The following is a 14,341-nucleotide window of genomic DNA, read 5'->3' as shown; positions in this document are numbered from 1 at the left end:
CGCGGCGTCCGCCGCTCAGCGGGTCGCGCGTTCCAGGGCGAGGATCACCGACTCGTACGGCTCGCCCGTGGCGCGGGCCATGCCGACCTCGCACATGCGGTTCGCGCACAGGTAGGCGCCGTAGGAGCGGGCGGTGACCTCGTCGGCCTCGGGACGGGTCGCGGACGCGGTCAGTTCCTCGTGGAGCATGCCGCGGTCGCCCGCGAAGCCGCAGCAGCCCGCGTCGACCGGGGTGACGACCTCGCGGGCGAGGGCCGCGGCGACGGCGGCGAGGGCGGGGACGGGGGCGCCGAGGTGCTGGGCGGAGCACGTGGGGTGGAGCACCGCGGAGTCCAGCGAGGCGGTCACGGTCAGGCGGGGCAGGACGTGCTCGGCGGCCCACACCGTGGAGTCCAGGACGGTCAGTTCGCGGTGCAGCTCACGGTTGGCCTCGGTGAGGTACGGGACGACCTCGGCGGCCAGGCCCAGCGTGCAGGACGTCGCGTCCACGACGAGCGGGAGCCGCCCGCCGCCGGTCCACGCCCAGGCGTGCTCGACGACACGGTTGGCCATCAGCGCGTTGCCCGCCGCGTAGCCCTTGGAGTGCCAGATCGTCGCGCAGCAGGTGCCCGTGACGTCGGGCGGGATCCACACCGGCAGGCCCGCCCGCGCCGAGACGGTGACCAGGGCGCGCGGCAGCCAGCCCGCCCCCTCGTCGGCGGGGCCGAAGACCCGGTTGACGCACGCCGGGTAGTAGACGGCGGTGGCGCCGTCCTTCGCGGTACGGGGCAGGGCGGCGGGCGCGGCGCCCGGGATCTCCGGCAGCCACTCCGGTATCAGCTCGCGGCCCGCCGCCCGCCGGGCCAGCGAGGTGGCCGCGGCCAGCGGGCGGTCACCGACCCGGTTGCGTACCGCGTCGGCGGTGGCGACCGCGCCGCGGGCGGTGCGCTCGCCCGTGCGCCAGTGCCGCGCGGCGGACGCGGCGGCCCGCTCCTGGGCGCGGCCGTGCCGGGCGTGCCGGAAGTCCTTCATCATCGCGCCGGTGTCGATGCCGACCGGGCAGGCGAGCTTGCAGCTCGAATCCCCCGCGCAGGTGTCGACGGCGGCGTAGCCGTACGCGTCCAGCAGCGCGCCGAGGACGGCGGAGTCGGCGCCCTGGCGCAGCATCTCGCGGCGCAGCACGATGCGCTGGCGCGGGGTGGTCGTCAGGTCGCGGCTCGGGCAGACGGGTTCGCAGAAGCCGCACTCGATGCACGGGTCGGCGACCGGCTCGATCGCCGGGATGGTCTTCAGACCGCGCAGGTGGGCGCGCGGGTCGCGGTCCAGGATCACGTGCGGGGCGAGCACGCCCCCCGGGTCGAGCAGCGCCTTGATCCGCCACATCAGCGCGGTCGCCGCCGGGCCCCACTCCTGCTCCAGGAAGGGCGCGATGTTGCGGCCGGTGCCGTGCTCGGCCTTCAGGGAGCCGTCGAAACGCTCGGTGACGGTGCGGCAGAAGTCGGCCATGAAGGCGCCGTAGCGTTCGACGTCCTCCGGCCGGGCGGCGTCGAAGGTCAGCAGGAAGTGCAGGTTGCCGTGCGCGGCGTGACCCGCGACGGCCGCCTGGAAGCCGTGCCGCCGCTGGAGGGCGAGGAGTTCCTCGCAGGCCTCGGCCAGGCGGCCGGGCGGTACGGCGAAGTCCTCGGTGATCAGGGTGGTGCCGGACGGGCGCGCCCCGCCGACCGCCGTGACGAAAGCCGTCCGGGCCCGCCACAGCGCGGCGATCCGCTCCCGGTCGCGCGTGAAGCCGCCGTAGCCCTCCCCGGCCGGTACGGGCGCGACCAGGCCGAGGTCGGCGCACACATGCCCGGCGGCCCGCTCGTACGCGGCGAGCTGCGTGTCGTCCGCGGCCCGGAACTCCACGAGCAGCGCCGCGCAGTCCAGCGGCAGCCGCGCCCATTCCTTCGGCACGCCCTGCACCGCGGTCACCGCGCGCAGCACGTTGCCGTCCATCAGCTCCACCGCCTCCGCGCCCGCCTGCGCGAAGTGCGGCACGGCGGCGGCCGCTGCGGGCAGCGACGGGAAGAACAGCAGGCCCGCGGTGGCGGCGGGACGCAGCGGCAGCGTCCGGTAGACCGCCTCGGCGACGAAACCGAGGGTGCCCTCCGAGCCGATCATCAGCCCGCGCAGGATCTGCACGGGGCTGTCGGCGTCCAGGAAGGCGTCCAGCCGGTAGCCGTTGGTGTTCTTGACCGCGAACTTCTCCCGGATGCGGGCGGTCAGCGCCGCGTCCGCCTCGATCTCGTCACGCAGGTCCAGCAGGCCCTGGTAGATGTCCGGCTCGGCGGCGGCGAGCGCCGCGTCCGCCTCCGGGTCGGCGGTGTCGACGACCGTGCCGCTCGGCAGCACGACCGTCAGCGAGGCGACCGTCCGGTAGGAGTCGCGGGTGGTGCCCGCGGTCATCCCGGAGGCGTTGTTGGCGAGGACCCCGCCCACGGTCGCCGCGCTCGCGCTCGCCGGGTCCGGCCCCAGCACCCGCCCGTACCGGGCCAGCGCCGCGTTCGCACGGGCCAGCACCGTGCCGGGCAGGATGCGGGCGAGAGTGCCGTCGGCCTCGGCGTCCACACCGGTGAAGTGGCGGCGGACGTCCACCAGGATGTCCTCGCCCTGCGCCTGGCCGTTCAGGCTCGTGCCCGCCGCCCGGAAGACCAGGTGGCGGCGCTCGGACCGGGCGAAGCCCAGCAGCCGTACGACGTCCTGCACGCTCCGGGGCACCACCACCGCCTGCGGCACGAAACGGTAGGGGCTCGCGTCGGACGCGTACGCCACGAGGTCGCTGACGCCCGTCAGGACCCGGTCCTCGCCCAGCAGCCGGACGAGCCCGGTCCGCAGTTCGGCGGGCGTGCCGCCCGCGAGCGTCTCCGCCACCCGGTCCGGCGCGGCCTCCCCCACCGGGTACGGCCGCAGCGCGGCACCGCCCTTCGGTTCCAGCACGGGCATCGGGACCTCCTCGGCGGGCGGCCCCTCAGGGGCCGGACCAGGCGGAGAAACATTCCTTTCACACCTTCCGGCGAGGATATGCGCGCAGATCGCCCCCCGCGCGAGCTTCACCCCCTCCCCCCGCCGCCCCGGCCCCCCGGTCTCCGTCCTGCGACGGAGGCGGAAGCGCCGGTCAGCGGCAATACTCGAGCCCGGAGCCGGTCCGACGGGGGAAGGGGAACGGCGTGCACATACATCTGCCGGACGGGTGGGACTCGCCCACGGAGCGCCCCGACACGACGGCGCCTCCGGCGCCGCCCTCCCACCCACCGGAGCCGATCCGCCCACCGGGCGCGGAGGACACGGGCGCCCTGCCCGCGCCGGGCGGCTCGCGGGGGGACGCGGAGCCCCGCCCGACCGGTACGGAAGCCGCACGCGCCCTGCCGGACGCAGGCGGGACCGCTGCCGCAGCGGGCGGCTCGCGGGAAGACGCGAAGGCCCGGACCGGCCCGGCGACCGCGCGCTCCGCACCGGACGCGGCCGGGACCGGCACGAGCCGCCCGCACGGGCGGCCGGAGAGAGCGGCGATCCACGTGCCGGGCACGGAGGGCACGGGCGCCCTGCCGGACGCAGCGGGCGGCTCGCGAGGAGAGACGGAACCCCACCCGCCGAGCCCCGAGGCCGCGCACACCGCGCCGGGCGCCGCCGGGGGCGCCGTCGTGGCGGACGGCGCCGGGGGCGCTGCCGTGCGGGTGTGGGCGGGGGTGTTGGTCGGGCTGGGGGACGGGCTCGACGACGGGGACGAGGAGGACGTGGCTCTGCGGGAGCTCGCCGCGCGGTTGCCGCGGTTGGTGCGGGTCGCGGCGGCGGGTGTGCTGCTCGCCGGGGAGGACGGGGAGCTGCGGGTCGTGGGCGCTTCGTGCGAGCCCGCGCGGCTGCTCGCCGGGCAGGGGCCCGGGCCCGACAGCTTCCACGAGGGCGCGGAGTCGGCCGCCGCCGACCTGGACCGGGGGCCGGGCGGCCTCCCGCCGGAGTACGCACGGCGGGTGCTGCGCGCGGGTTACCGCGCGGTCCTCGCGCTGCCGCTGCGGCACGGCAAGGAGACGGTGGGGGCGCTCGTCCTCTTCCGGGCGGCGCCCGGACCGCTGGACGCGGACAGCGCGGAGGTCGCCCGTGCCCTCGCCGGGGCCGCCGCGCTCGGTGTCCTCCAGCGGCGGACCCGCCGCCACCAGGCCCGTCTGGCCGCCCAGTTGCAGACCGCGCTGGACACCCGGGTGCCGGTCGAGCAGGCCAAGGGGCTGCTCGCCGAGCGCTTCCACATCTCGGTGGACGCCGCCTTCGACCTGTTGCGCACCCACGCCCGCGCGCAGCGCCTGAGGGTGGCGGACCTGGCCCTCGCCCTCCTCGCCGGCACCGCGACCGTGCCCGGCCCCTCGTAGCGGCGCGCCGGGCTCAGATCCGGTCCGTGGGCACCGGGCGGTCGGTGAAGGTGAGGCGGCGGCGGCCGGCGGCGGGGCCGGAGGGTTCCAGGTCCTCGCGGAGGAGGGTGAGGCCGGCTCGTTCGGCGACGCGGCGCGAGGCGGTGTTCTCGACCAGCAGCCGGGCCACGACGGGGCGGGCGGGTGCCACGGCCGCCGCGCACACCAGGGCCTCGGCGGCGACCTCGCCCGCGAGGCCGTGTCCCCACGCGGCCGGGGTGAGCCGGTAGCCGAGGTTCCAGACGTCGCCGGCGGCGTGGGACACCCCGCCGGTGCCGATGATCTCGCCCGCCCGCACCGGGCAGCCGGGGATCTCCTCGGCGAGCGCGAGCGCCCAGTAGCCGAGTCCGTGGTCGCGCCAGCTCGCCTCGGCCCTGCCGATCATCTCGGCGGTCGTCCCGGCGTCGGCGTGGCGCCCCTCGGGCAGGTGCGCCCACGTCCCGGGATCGCCGTACACCGCGTACACCCCGGCGAGGTGTTCGCCGCCCAGTGCGCGCAGTTCCAGCCGTCGCGTCCGGTGCCGCCGGAAGTCCACCGCCACGCCGCCCACGCCGTTCCCCGATCCGCTCGACGATCCGCTCGACGTAATAGTCGCAAAGCCCTAGTGAGTATTACACACCCGGCCCGCCGACGGCGTTGCGCAGGCGGATCGCGCTGAAGCCGAGGGTCGTGGCCGTCACCGTCGACCAGAAGTCGTGGAGGGTGGGGAGGACGCGGAGCTGGATGCCCGCGTCCTCGTGGAGGCGCAAAAGGTCCCCGACGGGTTCGGCGGGGCCGAGAGGTACGACGGTGGTGGTGGCGACGTGGGCGTGCGGGGCGGGGCCGCCGAAGGGGCGGAAGGGGGCGGCGGGGAGCCGGTAGGCGAACAGCTCGGCGGTCAGCAGGCGCGGCAGCCAGCCGTACTCGACGGCGTGCACGCGCTCGCCCCCGCCGGGCCCGAGGACGAGGTCCCGGTCGGCGCGGGTGGTGCCGGGGACCGTCCAGGCCATCGCGCGCGGGCACTGCCGGGGGAACCAGTAGTCGGGGCATCTGGTGTCGTCGACGGCCCAGACGTACGCCTCGGGCTGCTGCGCGGTGGCCGCGACGTGCGGGCGGAACACGGTGATCGTGGGGTCTTCCGAGAAGTGCAGGACCTCTCCGGGGCGGGGGCGCATGGCACCGTTCTACCGCCGCTGCCCGTCCGGTTCACGCGGCCTTGTGGGAGCCGGTCAGGGCCGCGTAGACGACGACGTTCGCCGAGTAGGCCTGGGCCGTCTCGTCGAAGGCGCCGCCGCAGGTGATGAGGCGCAGTTCCGGGCGGCCCGCGGAGCCGTAGACGCGGTCGGCGTCGAAGTGGGCCTTCTCCTCGATCTCGACGGCCTCGACGGCGAAGTCGGCGACCGTGCCGTCGTCACGCGTCACGGAGACGATCGCGCCGCGCTTGATCGTGCTGAGGCCGTAGAAGACCGCGGGCTGGGTCTCGGTGTCGACGTGCCCGACGACGAGGGCCGCGCCGGCCGCGCCGGGGGCCGGGCCGCCGCGGTACCAGCCCGCGACGTCGGGGGTGGAGTACGGGGGCGGGTCGACGGCGCCGTCCTTGAGGCTGCGGGCGACGAGCCGCGCGTGGATGCCGACGGACGGGATGTCGACGCGGGTGGGCAGCGCGTCGGGCAGCGGCAGGTGCGGGGCGTAGACCTGCGGGGGGCGGTCGGCGGCCGCGGCGGCCAGGTTGCGGCCGGCGGGCGGCGCGGTGCCGCCGGGGAGGTGGCCGCCGTGACCGAGCAGCCAGGCCGCCAGCAGGACCAGGCCGACCACCGCGGCCGCCCAGGTCCTGCCGCTCCCGGCCGGGCCGGCGCCGTTCTCGTCCGCCCCCTCCGCCATGCCGCTCAGCCGCGGTCGGCGCTGCGGGCGGCGGTACGGCGGCGGTGCAGGACCAGCCCGGCGAACCCGGCCGCCGCCACCGCTCCGGTGACGAGCAGCGGGCCGGTGCTGGTGCCGGCGGCGGCCGGACCCGCGGCGAGCTGCGCCGGGCCGCCGTGGGTGACGACCTTCGCGGTGCCGCCGCCGCCCGCGGGGACGGGGTTGACGGGCGTCAGCGGGTTGTGTCCACCGCCGCCGCCCCCGCCGGTGGTGACCGTCACGGTCGCGGACGCGGAGCTGGTGGAGCCGTTGCACTCGACGGAGACGGCGTAGGAGCCCTCCGTCGCGTCGGACTTGATGAAGGCCGTACCGTCCCAGCCGTCACCGGCGGGCGCGAGCGTGACGGCGTCCACGAAGACCTCGGCACTGGCCTGCGCCTTCGCACCGGCCTTGCAGGAGGCCTTGAGGTGCAGGTTGACGACCCCGCCGGGCGCGACCGTCGCGGGCGAGACGTCCATCCCGGAGGCCGACGACGCGGCGGAGGACGAGGAGGACGACGAAGACGACGAGGACGAGGACGCCCCACCTCCCCCCTCGTCCGCGAGTGCCTGCTTCGGCAGCCCGGTCACACCGCCCAGGGCGAGCACGCCGAGAGCACCGGCGGCGGCGATGACGGGCATTTTCAGACCAAACATGGGGACCTCCGCTCGGCCGGGGCGGGGACTCGCACCCGGTGTCTTCGAAGATCCCCGCGGGCCCCCGGCTCCGCACGCTCGGGGGTCCATCAGGGTGACGCGAACGCTACGGAACGTGACGTGGTGGGGAGGGTCAGATCTCGGCGACCAGATCGGCGATCGAGTTCACGACGTACGACGGCTTGAACGGGTAGCGCTCGATGTCCGGCACCGCCGTGAGCCCGGTGAGCACCAGGAACGTCGTCATGCCGGACTCCAGCCCGGCGAGCACGTCGGTGTCCATACGGTCGCCGATCATCGCGCTGGCCTCGGAGTGCGCGCCGATCGCGTTGAGCCCGGCGCGCATCATCAGCGGGTTGGGCTTGCCGACGAAGTACGGGTCCTGGCCGGTGGCCTTGGTGATGAGCGCGGCCACCGAGCCGGTCGCGGGCAGCACGCCCTCGGGCGAGGGGCCGGTCTCGTCGGGGTTGGTGGCGATGAAGCGGGCGCCGCCGCGGATGAGCCGGATGGCCTTGGTGAGCGCCTCGAAGCTGTAGGTGCGGGTCTCGCCGAGGACGACGTAGTCGGGGTCCTGGTCGGTCAGGACGTAGCCGACGTCGTGCAGCGCGGTCGTCAGGCCCGCCTCGCCGATGACGTACGCGGTGCCGCCGGGGCGCTGGTCGTCCAGGAACTTCGCGGTGGCGAGCGCGGATGTCCAGATGTTGGCGACGGGCACGTCCAGGCCCATCCGGGAGAGCCGGGCGTGCAGGTCGCGCGGGGTGTAGATGGAGTTGTTGGTCAGCACCAGGAAGGGCTTGCCGGAGTCCTTGAGCCCCTTGAGGAAGGCGTCGGCGCCGGGGATCGGGGTGCCCTCGTGGATGAGCACGCCGTCCATGTCGGTGAGCCACGAGTCGATGGGCTTGCGGGTCGACACCGGTCGGTCTCCTGTCGTCATGGCCTGCGTGGTGCCCCAGCGTAACCGGGGCGGGATTGCCCCGCCCCGGCTGTCTCGGCTGCTGGGCGACCTGGCGGGGTGTCAGCTGCCGGTCGCGGACTGCCAGGCGTCGACGTAGGTGGTGAGGTTGCTGTCGATGTCGTTCCAGTCGGGGGTGAAGACGTCCACCCCGGACATGATCTTCTGGAGCTCGGTGGCGTTCCTGTCGGTCGCGTGGACGTCGCCGCGCGAGGAGAAGCCGCCGCCGACGGAGGAGACCTCCTGCTGGACCTCGGGGGTCAGGAAGTAGTCGAGGAGCTTCTTCGCCGCGTCCGCGTGCGGGGCGTTCTTCACCACACCGGCCGCGTACGGCAGCGCGAAGGTGGTGGGCTTGCCGGTGGCGGTGGCGGCGGGGAAGAAGATGCCCTGGTTGGGCATGGAGGCCATGTCGGCGTAGTTCATCTGGACGTCGCCGTTGGCGACGAGCAGCTCGCCCTTGTCGACCTTGGACGCGAGCTGGCCGGTGGAGGCGGACGGGCCGACGTTGTTGGCCTGGAGCTTCTTCAGGTAGTCCATCGCGGGCTGCTGTCCGCCGAAGTCGTGCACGGCCTTGATGACGACCGCGGTGCCGTCGCCCGCGACGCCGGGCGTGGAGTACTGGAGCTTGTTCTTGAACTTCGCGTCCAGCAGGTCGTCCCAGGTCTTCGGCGGCTGCGGCAGCTCCTTGGTGTTGTAGATGAAGCACAGGTAGTTGTTGACGATGGACACCCAGCGGTTGTCGGCGCCCTTGTCGGCCGCGGCGACCTGGTCGGCGCCCTTGGGGGTGTAGGTGTCGAGCAGGCCCTTGGTGTCGGCCTGCTGGATGAACGGCGGCAGGGTCACGATCAGGTCGGCCTTGGTGTTGGACTTCTCCCGCACCAGGCGCTGCACCATCTCGCCGGAGCCGCCCTCGACGTAGTTGACCTTGATGCCGGTGGCGGCGGTGAAGTCCTTGAAGACCTTGTCGTAGAAGCCGTCGCCCGCGTCGCTGTGCAGGCCGTCGGCGCTGTAGACGGTGACCTCGGTGGAGGCCTTGGCACCGTCCTTGCCGCCCTTGTCGGAGGCGGAGGACGAGCCCCCGCAGGCGGCCAGCGTCAGCCCGAGGGCGAGCGCGCCGGCGACGGCGGCGAGCGGAGTGAGGGTACGGGGACGGGGGTGTGCGCGCATGGCAGGTCGAACTCCTTGCCGGAACGTGGTGAACAAGAGGGAGGGAGGAGGGGTGACGGGAGGGGTCAGCGGTGGTCGGCGCGCGAGCGCACCCTGCCCAGGGCGAGCAGCACGACGAGGGTGGTGAGCATCAGGGCGACGGCCAGGGCGGCACCCGTGAACAGGGAGCCGCGGTTGGTGGCCGCGTAGACCCGGACCGGGAGCGTCGTCCAGTCCGGCGGGTAGAGCATCATCGTCGCGCTCAGCTCGCCCATCGACAGGGCGAAGCACAAGGCGGCGGCCGAGCTCAGCGAGGGCAGCAGCAGCGGCAGCCTGACCTGGAGCAGCACCCGCAGCGGGCCGGCGCCCAGTCCCGCGGCGGCCTGCTCGTAGGCGGGGTCCAGTCGGGCCAGCGCGGCGGTCACCGACTGGTAGGCGAAGGCCGTCACGAGCACCGCGTGCGCCAGGATCACGATCCGCCGGGTGCCGTTGAGCAGCAGCGGCGGCTGCGAGAAGGCGACCAGCAGCGCGAGTCCGACCACGACCGAGGGCACCGCGACGGGCAGCATGAACAGCCCGTCCAGCACCCGCCGCCCCCGCCCGCGCAGCCGCTCGGCGGCCAGCGCCGCCCAGCCGCCGGTCAGCAGCGCGAGCACGCTCGCGGCCAGCGCCGTCCACAGGCTCGTGGTGAGGGCGTCCAGCGAGTCGCCGCCGGTCAGGTCGCGGTAGTGGTCCAGTGTGGGGTGCGAGGGCAGGGCGCCGCTCCAGTTGCCCGCGAAGGACGCCGCGAGGACGACGGCGAAGGGCAGCGCGAACAGCGGCAGGAACAGGACGAAGAACAGGACACGGGCGGCGGTGCGCCCGGCGCGGCTATGCACCAGCACGGCGGGCTCCTCCGGTGGCACGGGCGAGGGCCGCCCGGTAGAGGGCGTACAGGGTGACCGACAGCACGACGCACACCATCGCGACCGCGCACGCGCCCGGGTAGTCGCCGTCGAGGATGGCCTTGCTGTAGACCATCAGCGGCAGAGTCGTCACGCCCTTGGCGCCGGTGAAGAGGACGATGCCGAACTCGTTGAGGCACAGCACCAGCGCCAGGCTGCCGCCCGCCGCGAGCGCGGGCACCGCCTCGGGCAGCACGATCCGCCGCACGATCCGCGGCGCCCGCGCGCCCAGCGACGACGCCGCCTCGATCTGCGCGGTGTCCAGCCGGGTGAAGGCCGCGAGCAGCGGGCGCATCACGAACGGTGTGAAGTACGTGATCTCGGCCAGCAGCACGCCCCACGGGGTGCGCAGGAAGTCCACCGGCCCGGTGGCCGCGCCGGTGACGTCCGTCCACAGGCCGTTCGCCATGCCGACGGTGCCGTAGACGAACAGCAGCGCCAGGGTGATCAGGAAGGACGGGAAGGCGAGGAAGACGTCGATGAAGCGGCTCAGCGCCCGGCTGCCGGGAAAGGGCACGAAGGCGATGACCAGCGCCAGGAAGAAGCCCAGCAGCAGGCACCCGGCGGTGGAGGCGCACGCGATCCACACCGTGTTCCACAGTGCCTTGCGGAAGGACTCCTGCGCGAACAGGTGCCGGTAGACGCCGAGGGAGTGGCCGCCGGTGTCGGGCGAGAAGGACTGCTTGGCGACGAGGTAGAGCGGATAGCCGAAGAAGAGCGCGAGCGCGGCGAGCGGGGGCAGCGCCCACGCCCACGGCCTGAGCGCGGCGGCGCGCTCCCACCGTGCCCTGCCCGCTCTCCCCACCTTCCCCGCCGGGGCCGCCGTCTCCCGCACCCGGGTGCTAGCCATGGTCGGCGCCGCCTTCCGCGGTCATGCCCGCGGGCAGCAGCACCGCGTCCTGCGGGTCGAAGGCCAAGGTGACCTCGGCGCCGGGCCGCGGCGGCTCGCGCAGATCGCCGACGTCGGCGTGCAGCGCGGTGCCGTACGCCTCGACCAGCAGCCGGTGGGTGTGGCCGCGCCACTGGACGGCGGTGACGGTGCCGCGCAGCACGTTCGGGCCGCCCGCCTCCGCGAGCCGCAGCGCGTGCGGCCGTACGCACACGGTCGCCTGCGCGCCGGGCGCGGGACCGGCGACGGGGGCCGGGTCCACGCGCAGCGCCGCCGGACCCAGCCGGTACGTGCCGTCCGCAGCCGCCGTGACGGGCAGCAGGTTGGCGTTGCCGACGAACGTCGCGGTGAAGGCGGTGCGCGGGGTGCGGTAGAGGGCGTCGGGGGTGTCGCAGTCCTGCAGTCGGGCACGGTCCAGGACGGCGATACGGTCGGCGAGGGTGAGCGCCTCGATCTGGTCGTGGGTGACGTAGAGCATCGAGACGTCCGGCAACTCGCGGTGCAGCCGCGCGAGTTCCGCGAGCATCCCGGAACGCAGCGCGGCGTCCAGCGCGGACAGCGGCTCGTCGAGCAGCAGCACGCCGGGCCGGATCGCGAGCGCGCGGGCCAGCGCGACCCGCTGCTGCTGGCCGCCCGACAGCTCACGCGGGTAGCGGCGGGCATAGCCGCTCATCCCCGTCATCTCCAGCGCCTCGCCGACCCGCGCGGCCGTCTCGGCCCGCGAGGTGCGGCGGGCCCGCAGCCCGAAGGCGACGTTCTGGTCGACCCGCAGATGCGGGAAGAGCGCGTAGCTCTGCACGACCATCCCGATCCCCCGCCGGTGCGGCGGCAGCCCGGTGACGTCCCGCCCCCCGATCAGCACCCGCCCGGCGCTGGGCCTCACGAACCCGGCGACCGCCCGCAGCGCGGTGGTCTTCCCCGACCCGGACGGCCCGAGCAGCGCCATCACCTCCCCGGGCTCGACCGTCAGCTCCAGCCCGTCCAGCACGGTGTTCCCGCCGTACGTGACACTGACCCCCTCGAACCGGATCCCGGACCCGCCCCCGGCCGAAGGCAAGCCGGCCTTCCGGGCGCCGGCCGTCGCCCCTCCGGGCGCGGGCTTCGCCCCCTCGGGGCCGGCGGCGTTCTCCGCCGACACCTCGCCGGAGGCGGTGACTGCGGCCACGGTCGCCGCAGCAGCGTCGGCCGCGGGCTCCCCGGCCGCCAGGGCGGGGGCGTTCTCCGCCGCGGGGCCGGGCACGGCCGGGGCGGCCTTCTCCGCCGGAAGGCCGGACCCGGCCGGGGCGGACACCGGCGTGGTCTCCCCCGCCGCCAAGCCGGACCCGGCCGGGGCGGACGCCGGCGTGCTCTCTCCCGCCGTGAGGCCGGGCCCGGCCGGGGCGGACGCCGGCGTGCTCTCTCCCGCCGTGAGGCCGGGCCCGGCCGGGGCGGACGCCGAAGACCCGGACGCGGAGTCCACCGCCGAGGCCTCGCCGGAGGCGAGGGTGGACGTCGGGTGCGCGGGTGGGGTGCTGTTCGTGGGCATGTCAGCGCTCCCGCAGCAGGGCGGGGAGGTCGGCGACGGAGGCGAGGACGTGGGTCGCGCCTGCCGCGTGCAGCTGGTCGGCGGTGTGGGCGCCGGTCGTGACGCCCGCGGCCACCGCCGCGCCCGCGCGCAGGGCGCTGCGGATGTCGGAGGCGGTGTCGCCCGCGGCCGCGACCTGCCGTACGGCCCCGGTGCCGGTGCGCAGCAGCGCGGTCAGCACCATGTCGGGGTGCGGGCGGCCGCGGCCCGCGTCGGCGGGGCAGAGGGTGAGGTCGGCGAGGTCCTGCCAGCCGAGGGCGGCGAGGATCGCGTCCTGCGTGGTGCGGGCGAAGCCGGTGGTCAGGACGACCTTGCGGCCGTCGGCGCGCAGCTCGCGGACAGCGTCCTCGGCGCCGGGCAGCGGCGCGCACAGCCCGCTGTCGACGAGTTCGGCGTAGGCCTCCTCGAAGGCGGAGTTGGCCGCGCGGGCTCGGTCCTCGGCGCCGAAGAGCGCGCGGAAGACGGTGATCTTCGACTCGCCCATCGTGGCCCGCACGTAGTCGAGCTGCCGCTCGTACACCTCGCTGCCGGGCTCGACGCCGAGCCGCCGGACGGCCCGGGAGAAGGCCTCCTCCACGAGGCCGCCGTCGGCGACCGTCGTACCGGCCATGTCGAGGACGACGAGCGTGACGGGCGGCCGCGCCAGATCGGCGGCCTCGCCGTCGTACGGGGCGGTGCCGGGCGCGGTCGCCGCCGGGTGCGGGGCGCCCGGGGCCGCCGGGCTCTCAGGAATCTCGGAGGTCATCTGGCTCACCAGCCCATCTCGTCCGCGCTCGCCTCGCCGATCGCCGGCGAGCAGGTCATGCCGCGCCCGCCCGGTCCGGTCACCAGCCAGACCCCGTCGCGCACCTGCTCGCGGTGCACCACCCGGGTGGTGTCGACGCACTGCGCGTACACCCCGGCCCAGCGGCGGCGGATGCGCGGCAGCGGGCGGCCGAGGAGGGCGGCGGCGCGCTCCAGCAGGTGGTCGTAGGGGTCCTCGGTGACGTCGAAGCCGAACGGCTCGTCGTATTCGTGGGTGTCGCCGATGGTCAGCGAGCCGTCGAGGCGCTGGACCAGCAGCAGTTGCATGCGGTGCTCGGCCGCGACCGGCGGTTGCGGGGAGCCGTCGCGCAGCGCGTCGAGGGCGCCGCCCTCGTACGCCGGGTAGTAGCGGAAGCTGTCGGCGTCGGCGACCGACGTGGTCAGCTCCTCGCCGAGCGGGTCGGTCTGCGCCATCTGGAGCCGGACCCGGCGCACGGGGAGTCCGGGGGCGAGTTCGCGGGCGAGGCCGGAGAGCCATGCGCCGGTGGCGAGCACGGTGTGGTCGGCGCGGTGGGTGTCGCCGTGGTCGTCGCGTACGGCGCCGTCCGCGACCTCGCGGACCTCGCGCCCGGCGAGGAAGGTGTAGCGGCCGCTGTCGGCGAGGCGGGCGCGCAGCGCGGGGAGGGCGACACGGGATTCGACGGCGGCGTCCTTCGCGCACAGCAGCGCGCCGCGGATCTCGCCGCGCACCGCGGGGTTGCGCTCGCGGACCTGCTCCGCGGTGAGCCAGGCGAAGCCGCGGTCGGCGGCGTCGGGCCGGGCCAGCACCTCGTCGGCGACGGCCTGCTCGGCCTCGTCGCGGACGAGCGTCAGCGAGCCGTTGGCGCGGAAGCCGACGCCGGGGACCTCGGCGCCGATCTCCTCCCACAGCTCACGGGCGCGCAGCGCGGTGGCCAGCTCGGGCCCGGCGGCCCGGCCGCCGATCCACACGAGGCCGAAGTTGCGGACGGAAGCGCCGCGGGCCTCGCGCTCGCGCTCCAGGTGGACGACTTCATGGCCGCGCGCGACGGCGTGCCATGCGTGCATGGTGCCGAGCACCCCGGCTCCTACGACAGTGACTCTCACGCGGTCGAGATTCGGCGGGCAGGGTGTC

The 14,341-nt window shown here is 75.3% G+C and carries 13 protein-coding genes; 1 reads left to right on the top strand and 12 read right to left on the bottom strand.

The window, feature by feature from the left end; translation table 11 throughout:
- Positions 1 to 15: 15 nt before the first annotated feature.
- Complete coding sequence (locus ACH4PY_RS14945) at positions 16 to 2,958, bottom strand: FAD-binding and (Fe-S)-binding domain-containing protein (RefSeq protein ID WP_398181226.1); 2,943 nt, start codon at positions 2,956 to 2,958, stop codon at positions 16 to 18.
- 572 nt (positions 2,959 to 3,530) lie between these two features.
- Between ACH4PY_RS14945 and ACH4PY_RS14940 the strand changes: the two genes are divergently transcribed.
- On the top strand, positions 3,531 to 4,376 hold the full coding sequence (locus ACH4PY_RS14940; protein WP_398181223.1) for a GAF and ANTAR domain-containing protein: 846 nt from the start codon (positions 3,531 to 3,533) through the stop codon (positions 4,374 to 4,376).
- Between the two features lie 13 nt (positions 4,377 to 4,389).
- On the opposite strand, the gene ACH4PY_RS14935 is transcribed toward ACH4PY_RS14940, so the two are convergent.
- The 11 genes from ACH4PY_RS14935 to ACH4PY_RS14885 form a co-directional block, all read right to left on the bottom strand.
- Positions 4,390 to 4,965 (bottom strand): GNAT family N-acetyltransferase, encoded by a 576-nt coding sequence (locus ACH4PY_RS14935; protein ID WP_398181220.1) that lies wholly within the window; start codon positions 4,963 to 4,965, stop codon positions 4,390 to 4,392.
- Positions 4,966 to 5,026: 61 nt separating this feature from the next.
- Positions 5,027 to 5,569, bottom strand: coding sequence for a DUF6886 family protein (locus tag ACH4PY_RS14930; RefSeq protein WP_398181217.1), 543 nt, complete (start codon positions 5,567 to 5,569; stop codon positions 5,027 to 5,029).
- A gap of 31 nt (positions 5,570 to 5,600) precedes the next feature.
- Positions 5,601 to 6,275, bottom strand: a complete 675-nt coding sequence (locus ACH4PY_RS14925; RefSeq protein WP_398181214.1) for a class F sortase — start codon at positions 6,273 to 6,275, stop codon at positions 5,601 to 5,603.
- Between the two features lie 5 nt (positions 6,276 to 6,280).
- Positions 6,281 to 6,949, bottom strand: coding sequence for a hypothetical protein (locus tag ACH4PY_RS14920; RefSeq protein ID WP_398181211.1), 669 nt, complete (start codon positions 6,947 to 6,949; stop codon positions 6,281 to 6,283).
- Positions 6,950 to 7,082: 133 nt separating this feature from the next.
- Positions 7,083 to 7,862 carry an HAD-IIA family hydrolase gene (locus ACH4PY_RS14915; protein ID WP_398181208.1) on the bottom strand — a complete coding sequence of 260 codons (780 nt, stop codon included), beginning with the start codon at positions 7,860 to 7,862 and terminating at the stop codon, positions 7,083 to 7,085.
- Between the two features lie 102 nt (positions 7,863 to 7,964).
- On the bottom strand, positions 7,965 to 9,068 hold the full coding sequence (locus ACH4PY_RS14910; RefSeq protein WP_398181205.1) for a 2-aminoethylphosphonate ABC transporter substrate-binding protein: 1,104 nt from the start codon (positions 9,066 to 9,068) through the stop codon (positions 7,965 to 7,967).
- Positions 9,069 to 9,133: 65 nt separating this feature from the next.
- The gene (locus tag ACH4PY_RS14905; protein ID WP_398181202.1) at positions 9,134 to 9,931 is read right to left on the bottom strand and encodes an ABC transporter permease; all 798 of its coding nucleotides are present in this window, start codon (positions 9,929 to 9,931) and stop codon (positions 9,134 to 9,136) included.
- Complete coding sequence (locus ACH4PY_RS14900) at positions 9,918 to 10,841, bottom strand: 2-aminoethylphosphonate ABC transporter permease subunit (protein ID WP_398181199.1); 924 nt, start codon at positions 10,839 to 10,841, stop codon at positions 9,918 to 9,920. The genes ACH4PY_RS14905 and ACH4PY_RS14900 overlap by 14 nt, the downstream gene beginning before the upstream one ends.
- On the bottom strand, positions 10,834 to 11,937 hold the full coding sequence (locus tag ACH4PY_RS14895; protein WP_398182110.1) for an ABC transporter ATP-binding protein: 1,104 nt from the start codon (positions 11,935 to 11,937) through the stop codon (positions 10,834 to 10,836). The genes ACH4PY_RS14900 and ACH4PY_RS14895 overlap by 8 nt, the downstream gene beginning before the upstream one ends.
- Before the next feature lie 469 nt (positions 11,938 to 12,406).
- Entirely contained in the window at positions 12,407 to 13,189 is a 783-nt protein-coding gene (locus ACH4PY_RS14890; RefSeq protein ID WP_398182108.1) for a phosphonatase-like hydrolase, read from the bottom strand.
- 5 nt (positions 13,190 to 13,194) lie between these two features.
- Positions 13,195 to 14,313, bottom strand: a complete 1,119-nt coding sequence (locus tag ACH4PY_RS14885) for a TIGR03364 family FAD-dependent oxidoreductase (protein ID WP_398181196.1) — start codon at positions 14,311 to 14,313, stop codon at positions 13,195 to 13,197.
- Positions 14,314 to 14,341 lie beyond the last annotated feature (28 nt).

The sequence above is a fragment of the Streptomyces sp. NPDC021224 genome (assembly GCF_044332905.1).
Taxonomy (GTDB): domain Bacteria; phylum Actinomycetota; class Actinomycetes; order Streptomycetales; family Streptomycetaceae; genus Actinacidiphila.
Note: the sequence above shows the minus strand (reverse complement) of the source record. Positions and strands in the feature narration are given on the sequence as shown.